The sequence below is a fragment of the Hominiventricola aquisgranensis genome (genome assembly GCF_040096225.1).
Classification (GTDB): Bacteria; Bacillota; Clostridia; order Lachnospirales; family Lachnospiraceae; genus Hominiventricola; species Hominiventricola aquisgranensis.
The window spans coordinates 112,101-137,056 of the sequence record NZ_JBBMFC010000004.1 but is presented as its reverse complement, the minus strand read 5'-3'; the positions used below and the strand labels follow the sequence as shown (position 1 = coordinate 137,056).

Genomic DNA, 24,956 nt, shown 5'->3' with positions numbered 1-24,956 from the left:
CGCTCCTTACGAATCAGTCTTAAGCCTTACGTTGATCTTATAGATCAACCGATAAATAAACAGGGTCACAATGACTGTATACAGAAGTTCTGGCAGAATGATACTTGTCAGATAATGAAAAAATGCGAACCGGCTTCTCATGACAAACATGATCATGTACGTTCCCAGTCCATAGATCAGTTCACTGGCCGAGATCAGACTCAGCGGCAGCTTAATATCGTCTCCGTAAAAGATCCGGTTGAACTGTCCATTGCCATAGCCGATGTACATATAAATGATTGCATGCATGCCAAGAAGTCTTCCATAGAAAATATCTTCCAGCAGCCCACAGAAAAATCCTACGATCATACCTTCTTTCCGACCGCCCATAAACCCGAAGGAAGCTGTCAGAATGATCATGAGATTGGGACTGATAGAGCCAATAGCAAGAGCCTGAAACACCGTACTCTGCAGAAGAAAGCAGAGAAGAATCATCAGAGCGATCACAATTTTACGCTTCATCTATTCTTCTGCCCTCCTATTCTGCCTCAGTAGTCTCATCCAGCAGCGTATCTTCTTCCGTTGCATCCGCCTGGGATTCATCCACCTGCTGCTTTAGGTCAGTGATGACAAGAACCGTACTCAGATGCTCAAAATCCACAGCCGGAGTAATGCTTCCGGACTTGGTCAGATTATTGGAATCCACAGCCAGTTCATTTACATAGCCGATCAGGATTCCTTTATGATATTTTGCGCTGGCATAAGAAGTGACAACTTTGTCTCCGGATTCTACCTCATCATTCTGATCTCTGAGCTGATTAAGCTGCAGGGTTCCCTCTGACATCATCTCCAGATCACCGCGCACATAACACAGATCTGAATTTTTCAGGATCATGGCACTGACATTACTCATGTCGTCAATGATAGAACGCACCTGTGCCCAGTCCGGTCCGGTCTTGGTCACGATACCGACCAGTCCGCCTCCGGCGATCACATTCATATCCACTTTGATTCCATCACTGGAACCCTTGTCAATAATGAACATATTAAACCAGTTACCGGTATCTTTTCCAATGACATTGGCCGCGATCTTATTCAGATCAGAATAATCGCTGTCCAGATTATAAAGATCTCTCAGCTCCTGAAGTTCATAGCGTTCCTGCATCAGCATATTATTTTCCAGCGTCAGTTCTGCCACCTGTTCCTTCAGGCTCTGGTTCTCTTCGTTGATCTGCTGCAGATCTGCCAGATTATCGACTCTTGATCTGGCCCAGCCGCCAGCTGCATTGATCCCCTTCTGTACCGGGATCAGCACATAACCAGAGACGGAATTAAGGATCCCTCCGTCAAAATCTGTCAGGAAAGACACTGACATCGTGCCAACACACAACAACGTCAGTGCAAACAAAATATATTTTGACGGAATCGTAAATCGATTTCTTCGTTTCATACTATACAGCTCCCGCCGTTATACATATTTCTGTTCTTTGGTAACGAATGCCAGCGGACGGAATTCCTTTTCATTGATCACACGGGCAAGCCCTCTTACCACGCACATTTCCGGATCTTCATCCACTTTCACACTGATACCTGTCTTCTTCTGAAGCAGCTGATCCAGATTACGGATCCGTGCAGAACCACCGGTCAGATAAATACCATTTGCAATAATATCAACACCTAATTCTGGTGGTGTACGCTCCAGAATCGTCTTGATGGCGTCGGTAATGATTCCAAGCTGCTCTTTGATCGCATCATATACAAATGCAGCGGATAATTCCAGCATCTGCGGCAGACCGACTACCATATTACGTCCGCAGATCTGCATGGTCTTCTCTTCCGGATCTACAGCATACGCCAGCTCTTTTTTGATATTTTCTGCGGTCTTGCTGCCAATGAAGAAACTGTATTCCTTACGGATCGCACTCTGGATCGCATCGTCGATAGAACGTCCACCGGTCTGGATCAGGCGGCTGATCACGGTTCCACCAAGAGAAAGTACGGATATTTCCGTAGTCTCAGCTCCGATATCTACGATCAGAACTCCCTGTGCCTCTTTTACATTGATGCCAAGACCAAGACCTGCTGCTACTGGCTTGTCAACCAGATATACGGTCTTTGGCTTCATGGCAGAATCCTGGATCAGCATGGTAAAGTTCCGTTCCTGCATATCTGTGGGAAGTGCCACGAAAAAGTCTGCACCTTTCAGCTGTCCCTTAATATTCTCTTCCAGCAGTTTTTTCAGAAATGCCTGCATGTTGCTGATGCTCGCCAGATTACCATAAGACATAGGTGCACCTACATGAATGTTGGCCGGTGCTTTTTCATACATAGCGTATGCCTCATCTCCACATGCCAGCAGTTTATTCTTGTCCTGAACTGCTACCATATTATGCTGCATCAAATATCCATCTGCATCTCTGTTGTATATTTTCAGATGATAAGATCCAAAATCGCAGCCAAAACTATGATTATTCATGGTATATTCTTCCCTCTTTCTCTGTGTCTACATATAATTTTTTTCTCGAAAACTGATATAGGAGTGACCTCCTATAATAATGTGATCCGTCAATGTGATTCCTATCAGCTCTCCGGCCTCCTGTACTCTTCTGGTCACTTCCAGATCTTCTCTGCTCGGCCGCGGATCTCCGCTTGGATGATTATGCAGAAGAATGATCTGAACTGCTCTGGCTGACAGAGCTTCCAGGAAGATCTCTCTGGGCGAGATCACTGATGCATTCACGGTTCCCTGAAACAGGTAAGTCTCCTTTAACAACCGACCCCGCTGATTGAGCATCAGGACCAGAAGCACTTCCTGTTCTCTGTGGCGCAGATCTTCCATATAATATCCTGCCACAGCTTCTGCCGAAGTAAATGCAGTCCCTTCGCCGGCTTCTTCTCTCGCCATCCGTCTCGCTATTTCCAGAATACATTTAAGCTGTACTGCTTTCACTTTTCCGATTCCATGAACCGCTGAAAGCTCGGTCATGCTCAACCGCCGGATCCCGGTAAACCCTTCCCTCTCCGGCACAAGATTCAGCAGCTCTCCTGCCAGATCAAGAACATGTTTTCCCTTTGCTCCTGTCCTCAGGATCACTGCAAGCAGTTCCCTGTTGGTCAGTGCCTGCACTCCATAGCGAATACATTTTTCATAGGGTCTGTCTTCTTCAGGCAGACAGTCAAACTGTTTGTTCATATGCGATAACCTCCGTTGGTGTTCAGACATCCCTTCGGTTATCTTATTATAACTAGATCCAGCGATAGATAAGGATCGCCAGTGCAATGCCGATAATACCGGCAATCGTGATCTTGATGGTCAGACCAAATGTAAGTACCACAAGTCCCATAGATAAAACCAGTGGATTCTCAAGTCCGAATGCCTGCCCGTAATTCAGCCAGTCCAGTCCTGGCACACTCGATGCAATGCTTCCGATAAATCCGCCGATCACCACACCGGCCAGCATCAGCAGAAGTAATGTCCATCCGTTCTTCGTTCCTCTCATTTGTATCTTACCTCCAAAACCAGTTCATTTAATCATAACACGGCAAATATTTTTTTGCAATTGCTTCTGCAATCTTTAATCCGTCCATGGCCGCAGATGTGATCCCGCCTGCATATCCGGCTCCCTCTCCGCAGGGATAAAGTCCCCTGATCTCACTTTCAAAGGTCTCATCCCGCATGATCCGCACCGGCGAAGAAGTCCGGCTCTCCACACCGGATAACACTGCATCCGGCCGGTCGAATCCACGGATCAGCTTCTCACAGCCATGGATTCCTTCTTCCAGTGCACTGGACAGCTCTGCCGGGAAAATGTTCCTCACATTGGCAAACGTGTACTGTCCCTTGATGCAAGGCTCCACCTCTCCCAGCGTGGTTGTCGGTATATTCTGACAAAAATCTCCGAACAACTGCACCGGAACTTTTCCGCCACCCAGTTCATAAGCCGCCCGCTCCAGCTTTCTCTGAAATTCCACACCTGCCAGAATATCGTCACTTCCAAAATCCTCCGGTGTCACGGTCACGATCATGGCACTGTTGGCATTCCGGCTGTCACGCGCATGATAACTCATTCCATTGACCGCCAGATGACCTTTTTCTGACGATGCATTGACCACATAGCCGCCCGGACACATACAGAAGGAATATACACCTCTTCCTGCACCTGTCTGCCGGGTTACTTTATAAGCTGCTGACGGCAGAAATGATGGATAATCAGCTCCATACTGGCTGATATTGATCATCTCCTGCGGATGTTCCATACGTACACCCACCGCAAAAGGCTTTGCCCGCATAGGGATCTGCCTGGTCTTCAGCATGGAAAAGGTATCTCTGGCACTATGTCCCACTGCCAGCACTACCTGTCCGGAAGCGATTTCTTCCATCTCTCCGGTCTTCAGATCTGTGGCCTGGACACCATGGATCTGTCCATTCTGGATCAACAGGTCTGTCATCTGACAATGAAACCGTACCTCTCCTCCCAGACGCTCAATCTCTTTTCGGATATAGGTCACAATTCCGATCAGTTCATCTGTTCCCAGATGAGGCTTCTGCTCATATAAGATCTCTTCATCGGCTCCGGCTTCCACAAACAGTTCCAATACTTTCCGGTTGCGTCCCACCGGGTCTTTTACCAGTGTATTCAGTTTTCCATCAGAAAATGTACCTGCTCCGCCTTCTCCAAACTGTACATTGGACCGCTCATTCAGTTCTCCCGTCAGCCAGAAATGCTCCACCGTTCTGGCACGATCCTCCGCCTTCTCGCCTCTCTCTAAAACCAGCGGTGCATAGCCTGCTTTTGCAAGCATCCAGCCGCAGAACAGACCTGCAGGTCCTGCACCAATAATGACCGGTCTTCCCTGCATTTTTTTTGCATCTGCGGAGGCTTTCGGAAACTGATACCAGGTTCTCACCGCTTTCTCCGCATGACCATTGCAATGCTTCAGTACGGTTGGTTCCCGTTTCACCTCTGCATCGATCATATAGACATATTTTAATTCCCCGCCTCTGGCATCCAGCGAACGGCGGATCAGTTCATAACGGATCAGTTCCTCCGGCCGAATACGCAGAGTCTTGATGATTTTCTGTTCCAGATCCCGGCGGCTGTGTTCCACCGGAAGCTTCAACTGTCTGATTCTAAGCATGTACTTCTATACCTTTCTGTTCCTGTGCCGCTGCTCTGCCTGCCAGATATCCGCTGGTCCATGCCCACTGAAGATTATAGCCTCCGCAGGCTCCATCTACATCAATCAGCTCTCCAGTGAGATAAAGTCCTGGCACGCGCCTGGATTCCATGGTCGTATGATCCAGTTCTGTCAAAGGGACTCCTCCTGTACAGATCTGTGCCTGTTCATAGCCGCGGCACCGGCTGATGGTAAAGTGAAGTCCTTTGATCTGTGCGGCAAGCCGCTCACAGTCCTCGTCTGTCCAGTCTCCGCCTTGCTTCTTCAGTGAGATTCCTGCGCGCTCCAGAAGAAGACTGCACAGTTTATCCGGAAACATGCCAAGAAGCACGGCTGCACCTCTTCGCTCCTGGGTATATGCTCTCCGATCCTTTAGTCTTGTAAGCACCTGATCCCGCTTCCGGAGAGGACAAAGATCCAAGGTCACACTGCATTCGATTCCCTGGTTCAGGGCTCTCGCCGCATATCGGCTGATCTGAAATACCGGAATACCTGACAGTCCATACGAAGTAAACTGTAGTTCCCCGGATTCACAGTATTTCTCTTCTCCGATCTGTAAGGTCACTGCTCCGTCTGCCCGAACGCCTGCTACCTTACCTCCATCTTTTTCTGCCACACACAGACCTGTCAGAGCGGGCAGTGGATCCACCACCGTATGTCCCATACTTTCTGCAAATGTATAACCGTCCCCGTCAGAACCTGTCTCCGGCGCTGCTTTGGAGCCACAGGCAAGGATCAGGGCATCTGCCTCATAAGTCCAGCCTTCTGTCTCCACTGCGAATCTGTCATTGATTCTTTTCACTGCCAGTGCTTTCGTATCGCAGGCGATCTTGACTCCTTCTTTCACCGCAGTCAGCCGAAGCACATCTGCAATAGAAGAAGCCTGTCCGCTGCCCGGGTAGAGATAGCCATTTCTCTCTTTGGTAAGGATGCCCAGACTTTCAAAAAAATCTACCGTATCGTCCACCGAAAAGCTCTCCAGTGCTTCTTTCACCAGATCCGGCCGATCTGTCCGATAATTGGATAATTCCTGATTCCGGTTGGTAAAATTACATCGCCCGTTCCCAGTGACCAGCAGTTTTTTACCAGTCTGTCTGTTCTTTTCCAGAAGAGTCACCTTCGCCCCGTTTCTGGCCGCTGTAATCGCTGCCATCAGTCCAGAAGCTCCGCCTCCTATAATCAATACTTGTTTCAACGCTCTATCACCTCGTCAATTCTGTCTCTCACCGGCGCAAGCTCTCCCATCTGTCCGTAAGCCTGTTCCATCTGTTCTTCTGCGACCTTTGCCTGCTCCCTGTCTCCTTTTCTGAGGCTCACCTGTCTTTGAAGAGCTGCTTCATAGTATCGGGCTACCCCATAGCACTCCAGCATCTCTTCATCAGGCTCTACCCCCAGAGCCTCATTTTTATAATAACGCTCCACACAGTACGCATATTCTTCTCTGCTGATATATGTGAGGAAGGTCACCGTCCTGGTTCCTTCCGGCAGAAATCCAATGGCGTTGTCTGCAATGGCGATCAGTTCAATGCTCATAAGGACTGTCAGAATGACGATCACCAGACTTAATAACTTTTTCATTCTGCCTGTCCCCTTTCCCGAAGAAGCTTCGCAATCCTTGCAGAAGTCATTCCATCCAGTTCTTCAACTGTTTCCTCCGAAAGTCCGATTCTTTCTTCCAGCAATTCTCCCATTCTGGTTCTCATGGTCTCATAGATGGAACTCATCTCTTCCGGGTACTGATCCGGCCAGCTCTCCTGATAAAAAGACGACAGACTGTCCGCCAGACTCTGTAAATAACTGTCTCTGATGCTCTGATCTTCATAGTCCTGACTTCTTAAATAGCTGTCCATATCACCGGCGGTTCTGTCGTATCTCCATGCACACCAGAACACATGGTAGTATTCCGCAAACCTGCCTTTTTCCGAATCCGTCAGATGGTAATATTCTCCATACTCAAATAACTTTCCATATTCGCCCTGATCCAGATACTCCTGAATCTGACTGATAACTGTATCATAGTTGTTTCCCGCTTCCCAGCGGCGAAGAGATTTTTCCAATGCTCCAGCCTGTAATTCTGCCATAAAAATGCAGAACACGATCAGGAAAAATCCAGCCAATCCAATCACCACTTTTTTGCGTGAACCAGTCTGATACTGTCTGGTCTGCTTCCAGACACCTTCCTTTGTCTTCCGATAGTCACGGTCAAATTCTTTCATGCTTTTTGCATGTTCTTTTCGTTCTCTATTGTTCATGTAATATGGTTTCCTTGATCTGTCGGCATCTTGCCTGCTCTTCCATGTTACTGTATGTAAATACTGCTGTAGCTCCCAGCATCACGACCAGCATGGTCGAGAGGACCAGGATCACCACATGTTTCCATTCTATCTGCCCTTCCCTGGCATACTGCGCCGGAGCATCTGCAACCCTTCTTGTCAGTTTCTTAAGATATCGTAAAAACGCGTTCTCCGACCCTTTGATGCAGGTTGCTCCACAGTAGGGGCATTCTGTCAGATGATCGTCAAATATGGCTCCGCAGGATCTGCATTGTATGTTACTCATCTCTTGTCTCCTCCAGCAAAAGCAGAATCTCTTCCTCACTCATGGAGGAAAGGCTCCGCGCCTGCTCTTCTGTCAGGTCAAAATAAACCATCAGTTTTTCTTCCATATGCTCATAGATCCGGTTCAGATCTTCATTCACTTCATCCGGGTCCATGACTTCTCTGGACTGATAACAGAGGCTGTCTCTGTTGTAAAATTCCGGCAAAAGGCCGCTGATGCTCTCCATTGCACTGTTCTGCCCATAGACAGAATCCGCAGTCAAATATTCATTTGCCCGCTGATCAATAAACATACCAATACGGACTGCTTCCATCTGCGGACGGTATTTGAGAAACGGCCCGGCCGTCCAGCCAGTCAGGTGATAAGCATCGCAGTATCCATAAAAAGCTTCATACCGATCCTCATCCAGATACTGACGGATCTGTGCGGATACTTCATCCTCATGGAACACCGCCCATTCCTGCTTCCTGTAATATATTCTCTCATCCACATAAAAAGTGACAAACATAAGAACGATCACCAGCACTGCCAATATAAGGATTGCGATTCCCCGCACCCGCAGTTTTGAAGAACTCCGGTATACAGTATGTACCTTCTTCCGGGTATCTGTGGAATCCTTTTCATAATATTTCTTTTCTTTTACATGCTGACTGCTCTGCGTATTTTTTCTTCCGCAATAAGGGCAATATTCATCCGTCAGCTTCAGATTCGCCCCGCAATGTGCACATTTCATAGAGTCATCCTATAAGTTTGCGATTCCTGCATCTTTCAACTTCTGTAGAGACATGAGAATACCAAATTTGGCATGTTCCCAGGTAAGTCCACCCTGGAAATACACGGCATAGGGCGGTTTGATCGGTCCATCTGCAGACAGCTCAATAGAAGATCCCTGCACAAATGCACCTGCTGCCATGATCACATCGCTGTCATAACCCGGCATTGCCCACGGCTCCGGCTCCACATAGCTGTCCACCGGTGCTGCTGCCTGGATTCCTTTACAGAATTCGATCACACCCGCTGGTTTTCCAAAAGTAATAGCCTGAATGATATCATGACGGCTCTCAGTTCCATTAGGAAGTACAGAAAATCCCAGTTTTTCATACACATTAGCTGCAAAGATGGCACCTTTCAGTGCTCCTGCAGTCACGGTCGGAGCCAGGAAAAATCCCTGATAAAAGGACTGCATAACTCCAAGAGTTGCTCCTACCTCTTTTCCAAGACCCGGAGAAGTCAGGCGGTATGCACAGTTCTCTACATAAGCCTCTTTTCCTACGATATAGCCTCCGATGGGTGCCAGTCCGCCGCCTGGGTTCTTGATCAAGGATCCCACACAAAGATCTGCTCCCACATCTGTAGGCTCGATCCGCTCTACAAATTCACCATAACAGTTGTCCACCATACAGATCACATCCGGTTTGATGGATTTGACAAATGCAATCACCTCGCCAATCTCTGTCACAGACAGGGTCTTTCTGGTCTGGTAACCTTTGGACCGCTGAATATGCACCATCTTGGTCTTCTCATTGACAGCTGCACGGATCCCCTCCAGATCAAAACTGCTGTCTGCTTTCAGATCCACCTGGCGATAGGTCACGCCATACTCTGCAAGGCTTCCATTGCTTGGACGGATTCCAATGACTTCCTCCAGCGTGTCATAAGGCTTTCCGGAAACAGCTAAAAGCTCATCTCCCGGGCGTAAGTTTGCTGCCAGTGCGATTGCCAGAGCATGAGTTCCACAGGTGATCTGCGGACGCACCAGTCCTGCCTCTGCATGGAAGGTATCTGCATATACGGATTCCAGTGTATCTCTTCCAAGATCGTTGTATCCATATCCGCTGGTAGCAGCAAAATGAATATCGCTGACACGGTTTTTCTGCATGGCATGCAGCACCTTCAGCTGATTGTACTCTGCGGTCTCATCGATCTCCGAAAAACGTTCCTTCAAATCCTCTGTTATTTTCTGTCCATAGGCATATACATCCTGATCAATGCCCATCTCCTGATACATTTCACTTAAGTTCATTTTATAATATCCTTTTCTCTTAATATTTCCAGCATAGTACCGAGGATCTTGTCCTCATCATATGCGTAGTCCTGCTTGTTTAACCAGATCACATCTTCTTCCCGCTTAAACCAGGTGATCTGGCGCTTTGCAAAATGTCTGGTATCTCTCTTCAGGATCTCTACTGCTTCCGGCAATGTAGTGATCCCGTCCAGATAGTCCAGAATCTCTTTATATCCAAGCCCTTTCATGGATACCATATTCTGATGGCAGCCCATGCTTTTCAGCTTCTTTACTTCATCTACCAATCCCTGTTCCAGCATCTGATCGATCCGCTGCTCGATCCGCCGATACAGATGCTCTCTTTCATCATTCAGCACAAAATAGGCAAAATGATAGGGCGACTGGCGCTCCTTCTGCTCTTCATTGTGCTCCGAGATCTTCTTTCCGGTCAGTCTGTAAAATTCCAGTGCACGGATGACCCGCTTCACATTGTTTTCATGAATGGCTTCTGCAGATTCTGGATCGACCTTACGCAGTTCCTCATGAAGCCAGGTGCTTCCCTTTTCCTCTGCCAGTGCTTCCAGCTCCGCCCGATAGGGACTTGCTTCATTTTCCGTAAAATCAATATCCCGCACCACTGCCTGAATATAGAATCCGGTTCCTCCCACCAGAATAGGAATGTGCCCACGGCTTCGAATCTCTTTCATGGCAGCACGCGCCATCTCCTGAAAGCGCACCACATGAAATTCTTCAAAAGGCTCCAGCTCATCCACCAGATAATGACGGACTCCGTCCATCTCCTGTGGCATAATCTTTGCCGAACCTATATCCATATGTTTGTAGACCTGCATGGAATCCGCCGAAATGATCTCTCCCCCCACTGCTTTTGCAAGAGCAATGGACAGATGGGTCTTGCCCACTGCGGTCGGCCCGGTCAATATGATTAATGGCTCCTTCATAAGCCTCTATCCTTCCTATACGATTCTCTTAAATTTCTTCTCCAGCTCATATTTACTCATGGAAATGATCGTCGGTCTTCCATGAGGACAATTGTAAGGATTTTCCAGCGACAAAAGCTCATCGATCAGTGCCTTCGCCTCCATGGAAGACATCTGATGATTACCCTTAACTGCTGCCTTGCAGGACATAGATGCCACCTTGTCAAGCAGTGTCTCTGAACTGGCTGTCCCCGTAATGTCTGACAGACCATCCAGCAGATCCATCAGAATATCCTGCTTGGCAATTCCTGGCAGATTAGATGGAATTGCACGTACCGCATAGGCCCGATCACCAAACTCCTCGATTTCAAATCCCATGTCTGTAAAACAGTTCCGGTATTTCAGGAACAATTCCTCTTCCTGCATGCTTAAATTCAATATGATCGGCGGCGATAATAACTGAGACTGGAATGTCCGGTTCCTCAGATCTTTCATCAGTCTTTCATACAGCACTTTTTCATGGGCTGCATGCTGATCAATAATATAAAGCTTGTCTGCATACTGTACCAGCCAGTAAGTATCAAATAACTGCCCGATGATCACATGATGGATCGCTGCTTCTTTTGAGAGCAGCTTACCGTCGAAAAGCTCCATCTGCTCCGGTTTGTCCATCTGGGGAGCCGGTGGCTGTTGGGTCGGTTCCGGTGTAGTCTTGACCCCTTCTGCAGGCGGTTCTGGCCTGGTCTGCTCAACTGCGGCCGCCTCTGCCTCCTGACGGTGGCGTTCCTCCACCCTTTTGCGCATCTGTTCCATAAAGTAATCAAGACCTGCATCCTGGGGCTTTGGCTGCTCTTTCACCGGCGTCGATTCCGGTGTCTTCCATAATTTTTCCAGCGGAATCCGTTCTGTCTGCGCCGACCCTGCCGGTGCAGAAGCCTGCGGTGTTTCTGCTGCCGGTCTGCTCTCCGGTCGTTTCCACTCCATGGGCTGCTCACTGACCACTGCCCGCTGTGGGATCGTTCTTGTGATGGGCGCAGATACCCGCTGTTCCGGCATCCCAGATGTGCTCATCTGCGATCTCGACTCTGATGTCTGCGTTGCTATGGGTTTCCGTGCCGGTGTATCCAGCGTCACTTCCGGGATCAGTTCTTTTCCGGACAGGGCATCCTTCACCGTCCGTTCCACCAGATCATAAACCAGGTTCTGATTGCTGAACCGGATCTCCATCTTGGTGGGATGCACATTCACATCCAGCAAGTTGCCATCAATCTGAAATTCCAGACACACAAAAGGATACCTGTGCTGCATCATAAAGCTTTTGTAGCCGTCTTCTATACCCTTTGCAATGATCTTGCTCTTCACATATCTTCCATTTACAAAATAATTCTCATAATTCCGATTTCCACGGGAGATCTCCGGTTTTCCCAGGAATCCCGTAATATGCACAGGGCCTTCCTGCCGATCCACCTGAATCAGACGCATGGCCACATCTCTTCCATAGATATGATAGATCACATCCTTGAGGCTTCCATTTCCGGAAGTCTGGATCCGCATCTGTCCACCGATCAGTACTTTGAATGCCACCTCTGGATGAGACAATGCCAGATGGGTCATCAACTCATGGATCGCTGAACCTTCACTCATCTCACTTCGCAGAAATTTCTTTCTTGCCGGAGTGTTAAAGAACAGATTACGGATTATAAATGTGGTCCCGTCCGGCGCACCGATCTCTTCCAGTGTCTTCTGTACACCGCCCTCAATACAGCAGCGATTTCCCATCATGCTCTCTCTGGTCTTGGTGATCAGTTCCACCATAGCCACAGCCGAAATACTGGATAATGCCTCACCCCGGAATCCAAGGGAGGACACTCCGTTCAGATCTTCCGCGCTTCGGATCTTACTGGTGGAATGACGCAGAAATGCCAGCGGAATATCGTCCTTTTCCATTCCACTTCCATTGTCTGTGATCCGGATAAATCCGATTCCGCCGTCTTTAATCTCCACGGTCACCTGTGTGGCTTTGGCATCAATAGCATTTTCCACCAGTTCTTTTACCACGGAAGCCGGGCGCTCCACCACCTCTCCGGCAGCAATCTTATCAATTGTCTGTTGGTCTAATACTGCAATCTTTCCCATTTTCTATTCTCTCTATGTTCAGCTCTGCCAACGGTTCTTCAGCTTATTCTGAAGCCGATACAAGGTATTCATGGCATCCATCGGCGTCATATTGGAGATGTCCAGCTCCTGAAGTTCTTTCACCACATCATCATCCTTCACCGCATCAAACAGGGAGATCTGCTCCAGATCCACCTCGTCGTATTTCTTCGGTTTGGCTTTCTGCTTTGCCTTTGCCTGGCTTTCCTCAGCGATTGATTTCGCTTTGACGGAAATATCTGCCTGACTTAATTCTTCCACCAGTTCTTTAGCTCTGGCGATCACGCTGTCCGGCACACCAGCCAGCTTTGCCACCTGGATTCCGTAGGATTTATCTGCTCCGCCTTTGACGATCTTTCTTAAAAATACGATGTCATCGCCTTTTTCCTTGACAGCGATACAGTAGTTGTTGACCCCTTCCATGGTGCCTTCCAACTCGGTCAGTTCATGGTAATGGGTGGCAAATAAGGTCTTGGCTCCCAGCAGTTTTTTATCTGCAATATGCTCGATCACTGCCCATGCGATGGACAAGCCATCAAAGGTACTGGTACCCCTTCCGATTTCATCCAGGATCAGCAGACTGTTGGCGGTTGCATTTCTCAAAATATTGGAGACCTCGTTCATCTCCACCATAAAGGTACTCTGTCCGCTGGCCAGGTCATCGGATGCACCCACACGGGTAAAGATCCGGTCTACTACCCCAATATCCGCGCTGTCTGCCGGAACGAAACTTCCCACCTGTGCCATGAGAACGATCAGTGCCGTCTGACGCATGTAGGTGGATTTACCTGCCATATTCGGTCCGGTGATAATGGAGATCCGGTTGGACTGATTATCCAGATACGTGTCATTACTGATAAACATATGATTGGATATCATCTGCTCCACCACCGGATGTCTTCCGCCTTTAATATCGATCACACCTTTGGCATTGATCTTCGGACGCACATAATTATTTTTTTCTGCCACATAAGAAAGAGCAGTATATACATCCAGCTTTGCCACCGCCTTGGCGGTCTTCTGGATCCGAAGTACCTGGGACGCAATGTGATCCCGCACCTGACTGAACAATTCATACTCCAATGCGGTCAGCTTCTCCTCTGCTCCAAGGATCGTCTCTTCCAGTTCTTTCAGCTCCGGAGTAATATAGCGTTCTGCATTGGTCAGGGTCTGCTTGCGGATATAATCCTCCGGCACCAGATCCTTGTAGGAATTCGTCACTTCCAGATAATAACCGAAGACCTTGTTGAACTTGATCTTCATGTTTTTGATTCCGGTCCGCTCACGCTCTTTGGTCTCAATCTCGGCCAGCCAGGATTTTCCTTCTGTTTTGGCAGTCCGGTATCTATCCACATCCTCATTGTAGCCATCCCGGATCATATTCCCTTCCCGGATGGAGATAGGCGGTTCCTCCTGAATGGACTTCTCCACCAGATCATATAGATCCGTCAATGTATCCAGCTCTTCACTTATCTCCTGCATCAACGGACTTTTCAATTCGGATAATAATGTCTTGATGGGTGGCAGCATGCCAAGAGAAGTCTTAAATGCGATCAGATCTCTTGGATTCGCTGTCTGATAGCTGATCCGCCCGATCAGTCGTTCAAGATCATAGATAGGATTCAGATACTCTCTCAATTCCTCTCTGGTGATCATCTGGGAATTCAATTCCTCAATAGCAGTCAGACGCTTCTCAATCTCTTCCTTATCGATCAACGGCTGTTCAATATAACCACGCAGAGTTCTGGCTCCCATGGCCGTCTTCGTCTTATCAAGCACCCACAGAAGAGAACCACGCTTCTGCTTTTCTCTTAAGGTCTCCACCAGTTCCAGATTTCTCCGGCTGGAACTGTCAATGATCATGAAATTACCGGACACATAAGGCTGAAGCTTTGTCATATGTGCCAGAGATGTCTTCTGTGTATCTGTCAGATAACGGAGCAGCGCACCTGCTGCAATGACTCCGCAGCCAAAATCTGCCACACCCAGTCCTTCCAGCGATCTCACATGAAAATGCTCCCGAAGTGTATTTTTACACAGTTCATCATCAAAATACCAGTTTTCCAGCGGATACAGTACCAGATTCAGCCGTTCCTTCAGATCATCCAGTTCCAGTCCGCTCATAAGAAGTGCTTCATTGCAGACCACTTCCCGAGGCGTAAACTTATAGATCTCATCCATGAGCTTTCTGGCAGAATCAACCTCCGTTACAAAATAATCACCGGTCGTCACATCCGCAAAGGAAATGCCGTACCGGTCACTGACATAGACAATGCTCATTACATAATTGTTCTTGGATTCATCCAGTGCCTGTGCGTTCAGGTTGGTTCCAGGTGTGACAATTCTGACAACTTCCCGCTTTACCAGCCCTTTTGCCAATGCCGGGTCTTCCACCTGTTCACAGATCGCCACTTTATAGCCTTTTGACACCAGACGGCTCAAATATCCTTCTACCGCATGAAAGGGTACCCCACACATAGGAGCACGTTCCTCCATACCACAGCTTTTTCCGGTCAGCGTCAGTTCCAGTTCCTTGGATGCGATCTTCGCATCCTCAAAAAACATCTCATAAAAATCGCCCAAGCGATAAAATAAGATGCAGTCCTTGTATTCCTCTTTGGTCTTCAGATACTGCTGCATCATTGGTGTATATTCTGCCACTCAGTTACCTCACTATCTATTCTATCTGATCTTTCATTTTATATTATCGCAGTGCACACTTTACTTACGCAGTGCACACTCGAGAAGTCTTCGACTTCTCTCGTTGTTGGGCTCACGCCCTATCAGTTTCTTGTGAGATGCGTCCGTCTGTAAACAGCCGACTCATCTCCCTGTGAAACTGGCACTGCTTCATGCAACGCACATTATATCACAGCTTAAAACCCGGGTAAAGCCGAAAAACTGTCGGTGAAATCCATTTTTCACCGACAGTCCTGCCTTATTTTATATGTGTTCCTTTCTTGATTCCGGTGTCATACGGATTAGTCACCACCTGGTCTCCTTCTTCCAGACCGCTGATTACCTCCGAGCGTCCACCGCTCTGTTCTCCAAGTTCCACTTCTTTGAGAACCGCCTTGCCGCCAGCTTTCACATAGACAGCATCTCCATTGTCTCCCGGAACGATGGCTGAAGATGGAATCTGCAGCACATCTTCTTTCCGAACCACAGAGAAGGTCAGATCTGCCTGATGACCGGCACCCATCTTTTCAGAAAGACCATCTACATCCAAAATCACTTTAGATCTGTTTTCCTCAATACCAAGCACCGACAACTCCTGCGTGGATACCGGCGAGAGAAAAGATACCGTTCCGGTAAGTTCACTTCCGTCTGCCAGTTCTGCGGTAGCAATATCGCCTTCCTTCAGCAGTGCCGCCTGTGTATCCAGCACATCTGCCTCCAGTGTCATCTGATCGGTGTTGTAGATCCGGTACAGTGGCTGGTTCTGAGTCACATAATCGCCGTTTTTCACAAGAATCTCCCATACCACACCATCTGTTGGAGATGTTGGAGCTGTCTTATCCAGTTCTTCCTGTACCTGCTGCATCTGAAGATCAATCTGCTGACCAGATGCACTGGTTCCAGTATTTACCGCTTTCACACTTCCGTCCAGCAGACTTAACTGGGACTCATAAGAAGCGATCAGGCTCTCATAATATGACTTTGTGGATTCGGAGCGGTTGTTATCCGCTTCCACCAGTGCCTGCTCCGCTGCTGCTCTGGCACCCTCCAGAGAGCTTAACACGGACTGCTTGGCTGGATCCTTGGAACCGTCATACTCATCAAACGCTTTCCAGTATGCCACATTTGCCGTGTCAAAATTCTCAGAAGCCACCCGGTAAAGCTGCTCCGCATGCCCTTCCTCCCCGTAAAGCTGTCGATAGGTAAGCTGTGCCTGTTTAAGCTGGGATTCCAGCTGCTGACGGCTCACACTCAACTGGGCTTTTGTGGAACTACCTTCACTCTGTGCACTGGTCTTCTGTGCCTTCAAAGACTCGATCTGGCGGTTCAGTTCATCCCTGGTCTGCGAGTCGTCCAGTACGACGATCTTTGCACCCTGCTCTACAGTCTCGCCTTCTTTGGCTGCCACTTCTGACACAGTGCCTGACAGCGGTGCACATACATACTGGCTGTCCTTCGGAGTTACTGTTGCCGATACCGTAAAAGTATCCAGAAGGTCTGCCTTCTGGACTGTCTCCGTCTCCACACGCACAGGCATCAGCAGCACCACAAGTCCTGCCACTGCCAGCACACCTAAGAGTACTGCTCCTGCAATGATCTTTACTCGTTTTTTCATCTCTCTACTCCCTCTCCATCAGAAGCGATACAGGGGATACCGCTTTTAATTTTCTAAGTATCAGTCTGGAACTGATAAATACCGCAATGAACATCAGCACAGCAGACTCTGCCACCGATGCAGCATCTGCAAAATCTGGGATACTGAACATCTTGGCAGACATGGACACTGCAAATGCATGGCTCATCCAGAAAGTCATGGGAATTCCCAACAGCACACCGCCAGCAGTCAATATCCACTGACCCACGCTGATGACTTCCAGGCACTCCCCTGCGGATAGACCCAACATCAACATCACCGACAATTCCCTCTTCAGCTCTTCAAAACTGATCAGTGCACTGGTGTACAGCACTGCCAGACCGATCAGGATTCCAAGAGCTACCATCATACCGATCAGCATATCAAAGCTCCCCATCATATCCCTCCATTTCTGGATCTTGGCGATCCTGCCTTCCAGTCCGGTCACCTGAGGTGCTCCTTCCAGATCTTTCCAGATCAGCTCTTCCGCCCCGGAAGCAGCCTTAATATAGAGACCCGTACACACATTTCGATATTTACTGATATCCGCCAGTCCTTCCATAGACATATAGGCAGTTGTTCCCATATATTGCTCCATCACTGCAGTGACAGGCACCCGCGTGATCCGTTCTTCCGGGTATGTCACTTTCACATCCACCCAGCCGCCAACACCAACACCCAGCCGTTGAGCCATATGGATCGACAGGACGATTCCTTCTGATGCCACATGAATCGTTTCACCATCTGCATCATAGAGATGTACCAGTTCGCAATCCCTGTCAATGCCCTGCACTGTACAGTCCAGTTCTTCATTGCCACGTATGAGCTTTGCCTGTGTCTCTGCAAAAGGCTCCATTTTCTCAATATTTTCATTTTCAACGGAAGAAAGTACATCCACCGTTTTCAGTGGTTCTTCAAAATAAACGGTAAAATCCTGATGCTGTACTTTTTCCAGATTATCGAACAAAAAGACATCAAACAGACTGCTCACCGACATGAGCGTTGCCGTGATCATAAATGCGCAGGCAATACCAAACAAGGACAGCATACTTCGCTTTGGATTTCTTCCAATGCTTCGAAGTGCCATGATACCAGGCACTGTAAACAGCTTTAACAGTCCTGGAATCCGCTCTGCCAGCGTCTTTTTCGCCCCTTTGGGAGCTGGTGGTCGAAGTGCCTCTGCCGGACTTAAGTGAGTCAGTTTTCTGGCACACAGATAGCTGACTGTTGAGCAGAACACACTTGCCAGGATCACACCGATCACCAGATATTTCATGGAGATTCCTGCCTGTGCATCCGGCAGATTATAATAGACCCGATAATAATCCACCAACGGTGTAGCACACACATTTCCCAGAAGTCCGCCTGCCAGACCTCCGATCACTCCAATAGTCAGACCATATCCCAGATAATGCCATCCAATCTGTCTGCCAGTGATTCCGATGGACAGCATGGTCCCCACCTGGATCCGCTGCTGCTCGATCAGCCGATGCATGGTAATATACAGCACCACTGCAGCCACAAACAGGAACAAAAACGGCAATACCAATGCCATCTGATCCAGCTGATCTAATTCTGAATCAAGCATGGACGCTGACTGGTGATCTTCTCTTCCATAGACGCTGTAACATCCATAGGGCTTTAACAGCTCTTCCACCTGATCCTTCACATCGTCAATAGTGTAGCCAGGATCCAGATCAAAGGCAAAGCTGTTGGCCATATCTTTCATGCCGTACAGGGATTCCATGGTCTTTTGATCCACAAATCCCACATCATAATTGGCGGCATCGGGATACATATCCACGATATTTCTGATAATGTAAATATTTTCCGGCGAAATGCCCCCACCTGTAATCTCTAGCTCCGTATCCTTTCCTGATACCAGCACATGGATCTTCGTTCCCACAGCCAGACTTCTGGCTTCCAAAAATGCATTTCCGGCAACCACCTGAAGTTCTCCTGCTTTCACATCCGTTCCCTGAAAAAGCATGGGCACATTTCTGCCGCCTTTCTCATAAGAAATAAGCTTCAGTCTGGCATTGCCATCTCCAATATCTGTAAGCCTTGCTTCCTTGATGATCCTGGCCTGTACTTCTCCAATTCCCGGTATGTCTGCCAGCTTGTCTTTGATTGCTGCCGGAGCCTCATAAACTTCCGCAAATCCTTCTGTAAATGCGCTTTTCTCATACAGCAGATCTCTGGACACCAGCAGATGATCCTTCGCCACCGACATGACGCAAAAGCCACAGAAGCCCACACCAACGATCAACAGACAGATTCCATAAGCTGCCAGACTCTTCTTCATATCCCGAAGCATTTTCAAGAACAGCAGCTTTACCATAGCAGCTCCTCCGCTTTCAGCGGGTGCTCATTCTTCTCCACCCGGATGATCTGACCATCCTTCATATAGAAGACCCGGTCTGCCACCTTAGCCATCTCCGCATTATGTGTGATCGTCACCACCGGACAGCCAATCTGATCTCTCACATCCAGCAAAAGCTTTACCACCGCCAGGCTGTTCTTGGAATCTAATGCTCCGGTCGGCTCATCACACAACAGGATCGATGGATTTTTCACGATTGCTCTGGCAATGGATACCCGCTGCTGCTCACCACCGGACATCTGCGCCGGAAAATGTTCTTTTCGTTCCGCCAGTCCTACCATCTCCAACACCTCATCCGCACTTCGGGAACCCGGTGTAATGCTGGATGCCAGCTCCACATTTTCCTTGGCTGTCAGCGTAGGGATCAGATGGAAGAACTGAAACACAAATCCCACCACGTCCCTGCGGTAAGAAGACAGCTCCAGTGCCGTCATCTCCGACAGATTTTTCTCTCCATATAACAGTTCGCCGCCGCTGGCACTATCCATGCCTCCCAGCAGGTTAAGAAGTGTACTCTTACCGGAACCGGACGGTCCTAAGACCACCACAAATTCCCCGGGACAGATCTCGAAAGATACCCCGTTTAACGCATGAACACGGACTTCTCCGTCTCCATACCACCGGCTCACATCCGTTCCTTTCAGTACCCAATCGCTCATACTTTCCCCTCTTTTAGTTAGATATATCTAATTCATGCACAGTATAGCATATTGGAAAATGAAATACAATTCTCAATTGTGAACAGGGGTATATATGTAAAATTATACTAATCAGCATCAACAACAAGGATCTGCAGAATAATATATTTGGTGTTTGGCACCATAGCATGCCATCGTTTTTGATAGTAAAAAACTGTCAATTGACCGGGGATTTTCATATACACCCAGCCTTTCATCCAGACACTTCTGAAGTTCAAGCATCCGGCATACAAAATCACCATACTCCGCATCATACTCCGCAATTTCTGTCAAGATCTTCTTATTAGGTTTTTTTACAATCTTTCCGATTGCTGCTCTTGCTCGGCTGTCATATATAAAGAACTTGTTCGGACAATGAAAATGTAAGTATTTTGATGCCAAAGACCTCTTCTCTAATCCTGTCAACTCTGTAAAAGCATCCATAAGAAACTTGTGCGTAGTCAATATCTCCGGAACGCAATCAGAGATAACGTTGGCATTATTCTTTAATGATTCAATTCGACTATCAAGCTCATCGCCTATTTCCAGCATCTTTGGCGCAACGGCATCGTAATAAAAATCATCGCCCTGGTAATCATCTGCGTTCTTTCTTCGCTCAATCGCAGCTGCATAGCTCCTGCCAATCAACCATATTTTACCGATCAAAACATCCGCGTTATTATGGAGCGGATTTTCTTCGCACATTTGATAAAGAATACTGTTTCCAAACTCCCATCGTGAATTCTTCTGAGCAAGGTACTCTTTATATTGATTTTCAACTCCTGAAACTACCATCCGACACCTCTTAAATAGCTTGCTTTCCAAAATAATCTTCAGCGATTTTATCCAACTGAGCCACAATCAATGAAAACTCTTTATTCAGATCCAGCGTCTTCGCTCCAATCTGGTTACCTCCCATATTAAACATGACATCCGGTGTGATATCCTCATCAGTCTTAGCATAAAGAAGTATTCCGGCAACATCCCCGGTATTATTCTTATCCTGATTCTTCACATAGGTGAATATCTGATAAACATTATTAGAATGCAGCGTATATTTGTCGAACTGTTTCTGCAATGTCCGCCCATAATACTTCGCATCAATAATCAAAATCTTCTCATTCAGCCTTAGCATGATATCTGTCTGCATGGTAGGAAGGAAACGTATCATCGACTCACTATTATCACCAACCAGATCCCACTTTACCTGTCCGGCCTTTACCTCAGACAGATATGTGTGATGCTGGCTATAGTATTCCAGAATAAATTTTTCATACAGTCGTGCCATATGTTCATCAGAAAAGGATGTCATCTTATATTCACCCTTTTCTGTTGTCTGCAACATACCGTCCAGCACAAAGTAGCATACATTCATTAAAAGCTCATAGTTCTTATTGTTTCTCTGATAATGTAACCTACTCCACGCAATCTCAGAGGGTTCCAAGAGTTCTATTTCATCAAAGAAGACCAGCACCTCCTTCAGTGCTATCTTTCTTTCTCCGTCTACTCCATCATTGCTAAGCAGATAACGAATCGCTGTTTTCAGAATCTGATTGAATAAATTGTTTTCGGATAATTCGTCAAATTCACAAGCCAGCTTTTGTTTTCTTTGAATCCTGTTCCTGATCGTGTTCGGCATATCCAGCTTTCCACGCATAACCGACAAGTTTTCATTCTTTGTAACATATTCCCTGTACAATCCCTGCTTCAGCTGTTGCCCAATCCCTTTACTCAGAATCGCAGCAAAAAGATCCTGTGCATTATCAAACTTTTCTGAAGCAACCTCATCATAATTAGATTGCTTCAGAATCTGAAATGCATAGGAAAGCATATAGTATATATTCTTGATGTATATGCTCTTATCTTTAATCATCAAATACTCCGCGCAAATTCTTCTCCCATCGTTGCAGCTTCGTCGGTTCATCAAACCAGTATTCACCAAGCATCGGCAGGATATCAAACTCCACTACAGACCGCATCCATTCATCATCCACACCTTTTTCTTCTCTTCCGCAAAAATAGCTGTGTCCAATCTGGAATCCACGTCCCAGTGACTTGTCTTCTGTTATCTCTTTATTCAAGACCTTAATCTGGTCAATCAGAGCGTTGAATGATTCATTTCCAAAGGCTTTCTGATAATTCGTAAATCCTTCGGAATTGAAACCTGGCTCCATCTCAAAAAAGCTGAATCTTCTACGAAGTGCATAATCGATCATAGCAAGGCTTCGATCCGCAGTATTCATCATACCGATAATATACAGATTTTCCGGTACAGAAAACGGCATTCCACTGTAAGCCAGTGTTGCCTTTGTACCACGGTAATCCTTCTCGATCAGCATCAGAAGTTCACCGAATATCTTACTCATGTTTCCGCGATTGATTTCATCAATAATAAAGAAGAATTCCTTGTCCGGACAGTTGGCTGCAGTCTGACAGAAACGATAGAAAATGCCATCTGTCAGCTTGAAGTCTGCGCCGTCCGGACGATATCCCATGATAAAATCTTCGTATGAGTAGTTTTGATGGAATTGAATCATTTCAATTCTGGAATCATCTACCTCCCCCATCATGGCATAAGCAAGCTTCTTTGCGGTAAATGTCTTTCCAACGCCAGGAGCACCCTGCAAAATCACATTCATCTTATTCCTGAGCAATGCTTCCAGAACATCGTATCTTTCCTCAGTCATATAAACCTTACTGAGAAAATCGTCTTTACTGTATTTCTGATTAGTGGCATCAGACTTCTGCAATGGGTTCTCATCACGGATAATATCCATGATGAAATCAAACTCTCCCTTTGTCAGCTTGAAGAGACTTCCATTCGGCTGAACAAAAAATTCCATCTTTTTAAGTTCCGGACATTCTTTTAATGCCAAATATTCAATCGGAGTCGCAAGTCCTTCAATCTTCTCAAAATAGATAGCGTTTCCATCATTTGCCTGAGTAATCCTTGCGAGCGCAACAATCTTCTTTACCGGATTTGCTTCGTAACCAATTACGATATCTCCAACCTTTGCATCAAGGAAATTCTGGAATACACGTCGCTTATTTCCGTTCTCGTTATAGAGCGTGTAATTCTGCTCTTCGCCGATCTTAATATCAGCAAAACTCCATATCTTAGGATTAGCAGTAAGCCACCAGTATCCATGAGCGTCAGCATCTTTGCCATACAATTCATTCAGCGTCATTCCAAAATAAGGCTTAAGAATTTCGGTCTCGAACAACGGCTTATCACCGATTTCAACCTTAATGCAGGTCGAATTGTCGTTTGGTGCCCACCACTTATGGACACCGTTATATGCTGAAAAGGCCTTTGATATTTCTATGATCTTATATTCTCGCTCATACCAACCATCCGACATTTCAGGATTCAGAACAGCGTTTTCGCCGGTAAACTGCCCCAACAATCTGATACTGTTGCCATAGCAGAGATAGAAATAATCCCCTTTACGGATCTGCTCCATAAAACTCTGACCTTGGGTAATCTTTGATGTAGCCTTTGCGCCAGTTTCGCTATGAACAACAGCCACTTTTCTATTCTCAAACTTAATCCTATTGTGTTCCGGAATGGCTCCGTGACTGATTTTCCAGATTGAAGGAGCATCATCAACGTACAAAGAAGCCTCCGACAAATCAACATGATCCAAAGCATCGGCCAGTTCACTTCTAAGTCTCCAAATATAACTGCCCTCTTCATCTTTTCCAGCATCTTTTCCAACGTATAGGATCGGCCACCATCTGGCATTTCCACTATCTCTGTCCGGTGGTACCTCACATCCTGTCTTCTCCGCAACACGTTTGGCAAGAGAGGAAGAACCGCTGTTATAGAAGTTTTTATTCTCACCGTATTTTACAGAAAGCTGTGTGCATGTTGCCTGTCCACCGTAATCTTTCATACGCTTCATGATCTGAAGGCTTCCAACCGTGAAAACAGATCTATCATTCAAAAGCTCGATCCATTCTTCTACACTAAGCTTCGGAGAATAATCTTTCGGGAACCATTCCCCTTCTTCCTGCTCCGTCTTGCGTTCTTCCAGATAAAAACGTGTCAAATAGAATCCCACATCGATAGTCAATATCCTTAGCTCCGGATCTGGATAACAAGAAGGAACCATCGCCTGTTGAAGCATAACTTTCAGATCAGTATCTGCCTTAATTGCTTCGCATATTTCGTCATACATCTGGTAACCGCCAATCAAGCTATCAACTGACCCATTCCTTTTTGGCATATAATCAGTTTCCAATTCCTGTGCAGCAGCACGATACAACTCATATTTGTAGATATAATATTTATCAGGGTACCTTAACCACAGGTATGTGCTGATAGCATTTGTATTTTGATAATGATTTCTCCATGTACCATCATCATACTTTGCTCTCAACTCTTCGGAAGCAGTCTGAAACGCATCTACTCTCGTAGCCAGATCCTGATTCTCATCAAAGAGATTTTTAAACATTTCTCTGGTCGCTTCATCATCGGCTTTCGCAAAGTTAGTAATCATTCCTCTTGGATATGCATAGCCAGACGCAAGCAAATTGAAGGTCTTGTCTGTGGCAATTTTAAACATATCGCCAAAATTCTTAGCATCAATATCCCAGTGATTCTGAAAATGCTTAACTGCTTCCCACTTATACTTTTCATCATCCCAATGGCTTGGAAAGTACTTCTTGTAACCTTCCAATATGGGTTTAAGTTTTTCTAAATTGATCATATCCACCTCTATTCCGTACAAAAAATACCGCTACATGTGTTCACAGTCTTCTCATATAA

21 protein-coding genes are annotated in these 24,956 nt (G+C 46.9%); all 21 read right to left on the bottom strand.

The window, feature by feature from the left end; genetic code table 11:
• Positions 1 to 6: 6 nt before the first annotated feature.
• The 21 genes from mreD to WMO62_RS03370 all read right to left on the bottom strand — a co-directional run bounded on the left by mreD (position 7) and on the right by WMO62_RS03370 (position 24,897).
• Positions 7 to 501 carry a rod shape-determining protein MreD gene (gene mreD / locus WMO62_RS03470; protein ID WP_118438354.1) on the bottom strand — a complete coding sequence of 165 codons (495 nt, stop codon included), beginning with the start codon at positions 499 to 501 and terminating at the stop codon, positions 7 to 9.
• Between the two features lie 16 nt (positions 502 to 517).
• Positions 518 to 1,429, bottom strand: a complete 912-nt coding sequence (mreC, locus tag WMO62_RS03465; RefSeq protein ID WP_349143813.1) for a rod shape-determining protein MreC — start codon at positions 1,427 to 1,429, stop codon at positions 518 to 520.
• Positions 1,430 to 1,447: 18 nt separating this feature from the next.
• Positions 1,448 to 2,455: a rod shape-determining protein gene (locus tag WMO62_RS03460; RefSeq protein WP_349143812.1), complete on the bottom strand. Its 1,008-nt coding sequence runs from the start codon at positions 2,453 to 2,455 to the stop codon at positions 1,448 to 1,450.
• A gap of 27 nt (positions 2,456 to 2,482) precedes the next feature.
• A complete protein-coding gene (radC, locus tag WMO62_RS03455) occupies positions 2,483 to 3,172 on the bottom strand; it encodes a RadC family protein (RefSeq protein WP_117496182.1) in 690 nt (229 codons plus the stop codon).
• 52 nt (positions 3,173 to 3,224) lie between these two features.
• Positions 3,225 to 3,479, bottom strand: coding sequence for a DUF4321 domain-containing protein (locus WMO62_RS03450; protein ID WP_117496183.1), 255 nt, complete (start codon positions 3,477 to 3,479; stop codon positions 3,225 to 3,227).
• Between the two features lie 28 nt (positions 3,480 to 3,507).
• Positions 3,508 to 5,118 carry an NAD(P)/FAD-dependent oxidoreductase gene (locus WMO62_RS03445; protein WP_349143811.1) on the bottom strand — a complete coding sequence of 537 codons (1,611 nt, stop codon included), beginning with the start codon at positions 5,116 to 5,118 and terminating at the stop codon, positions 3,508 to 3,510.
• Positions 5,111 to 6,352, bottom strand: coding sequence for a BaiN/RdsA family NAD(P)/FAD-dependent oxidoreductase (locus tag WMO62_RS03440; protein WP_349143810.1), 1,242 nt, complete (start codon positions 6,350 to 6,352; stop codon positions 5,111 to 5,113). The genes WMO62_RS03445 and WMO62_RS03440 overlap by 8 nt, the downstream gene beginning before the upstream one ends.
• Complete coding sequence (locus WMO62_RS03435) at positions 6,349 to 6,735, bottom strand: hypothetical protein (protein ID WP_349143809.1); 387 nt, start codon at positions 6,733 to 6,735, stop codon at positions 6,349 to 6,351. The genes WMO62_RS03440 and WMO62_RS03435 overlap by 4 nt, the downstream gene beginning before the upstream one ends.
• Entirely contained in the window at positions 6,732 to 7,409 is a 678-nt protein-coding gene (locus WMO62_RS03430) for a hypothetical protein (protein WP_349143808.1), read from the bottom strand. Before WMO62_RS03430 ends, WMO62_RS03435 begins: the two co-directional genes overlap by 4 nt.
• The gene (locus tag WMO62_RS03425; RefSeq protein ID WP_349143807.1) at positions 7,399 to 7,716 is read right to left on the bottom strand and encodes a hypothetical protein; all 318 of its coding nucleotides are present in this window, start codon (positions 7,714 to 7,716) and stop codon (positions 7,399 to 7,401) included. Before WMO62_RS03425 ends, WMO62_RS03430 begins: the two co-directional genes overlap by 11 nt.
• The gene (locus tag WMO62_RS03420; RefSeq protein WP_349143806.1) at positions 7,709 to 8,449 is read right to left on the bottom strand and encodes a zinc ribbon domain-containing protein; all 741 of its coding nucleotides are present in this window, start codon (positions 8,447 to 8,449) and stop codon (positions 7,709 to 7,711) included. The genes WMO62_RS03425 and WMO62_RS03420 overlap by 8 nt, the downstream gene beginning before the upstream one ends.
• A gap of 9 nt (positions 8,450 to 8,458) precedes the next feature.
• A complete protein-coding gene (locus WMO62_RS03415; RefSeq protein WP_349143805.1) occupies positions 8,459 to 9,739 on the bottom strand; it encodes a methionine gamma-lyase family protein in 1,281 nt (426 codons plus the stop codon).
• Entirely contained in the window at positions 9,736 to 10,680 is a 945-nt protein-coding gene (gene miaA, locus WMO62_RS03410) for a tRNA (adenosine(37)-N6)-dimethylallyltransferase MiaA (protein WP_349143804.1), read from the bottom strand. The genes WMO62_RS03415 and miaA overlap by 4 nt, the downstream gene beginning before the upstream one ends.
• A 15-nt stretch (positions 10,681 to 10,695) precedes the next feature.
• A complete protein-coding gene (gene mutL / locus WMO62_RS03405; RefSeq protein WP_349143803.1) occupies positions 10,696 to 12,795 on the bottom strand; it encodes a DNA mismatch repair endonuclease MutL in 2,100 nt (699 codons plus the stop codon).
• An 18-nt stretch (positions 12,796 to 12,813) separates the two neighbouring features.
• Positions 12,814 to 15,456 carry a DNA mismatch repair protein MutS gene (gene mutS, locus WMO62_RS03400; protein ID WP_118759800.1) on the bottom strand — a complete coding sequence of 881 codons (2,643 nt, stop codon included), beginning with the start codon at positions 15,454 to 15,456 and terminating at the stop codon, positions 12,814 to 12,816.
• A gap of 295 nt (positions 15,457 to 15,751) precedes the next feature.
• Positions 15,752 to 17,107: an efflux RND transporter periplasmic adaptor subunit gene (locus WMO62_RS03395; protein WP_349143802.1), complete on the bottom strand. Its 1,356-nt coding sequence runs from the start codon at positions 17,105 to 17,107 to the stop codon at positions 15,752 to 15,754.
• Positions 17,108 to 17,111: 4 nt separating this feature from the next.
• On the bottom strand, positions 17,112 to 19,466 hold the full coding sequence (locus WMO62_RS03390) for an ABC transporter permease (protein ID WP_349143801.1): 2,355 nt from the start codon (positions 19,464 to 19,466) through the stop codon (positions 17,112 to 17,114).
• The gene (locus WMO62_RS03385) at positions 19,460 to 20,167 is read right to left on the bottom strand and encodes an ABC transporter ATP-binding protein (protein WP_118438366.1); all 708 of its coding nucleotides are present in this window, start codon (positions 20,165 to 20,167) and stop codon (positions 19,460 to 19,462) included. The genes WMO62_RS03390 and WMO62_RS03385 overlap by 7 nt, the downstream gene beginning before the upstream one ends.
• A gap of 117 nt (positions 20,168 to 20,284) precedes the next feature.
• Entirely contained in the window at positions 20,285 to 20,980 is a 696-nt protein-coding gene (locus WMO62_RS03380; RefSeq protein ID WP_349143800.1) for a hypothetical protein, read from the bottom strand.
• Positions 20,981 to 20,990: 10 nt separating this feature from the next.
• A complete protein-coding gene (gene mcrC / locus WMO62_RS03375) occupies positions 20,991 to 22,058 on the bottom strand; it encodes a 5-methylcytosine-specific restriction endonuclease system specificity protein McrC (RefSeq protein WP_349143799.1) in 1,068 nt (355 codons plus the stop codon).
• On the bottom strand, positions 22,051 to 24,897 hold the full coding sequence (locus tag WMO62_RS03370) for an AAA family ATPase (RefSeq protein WP_349143798.1): 2,847 nt from the start codon (positions 24,895 to 24,897) through the stop codon (positions 22,051 to 22,053). Before WMO62_RS03370 ends, mcrC begins: the two co-directional genes overlap by 8 nt.
• Positions 24,898 to 24,956: the final 59 nt, after the last annotated feature.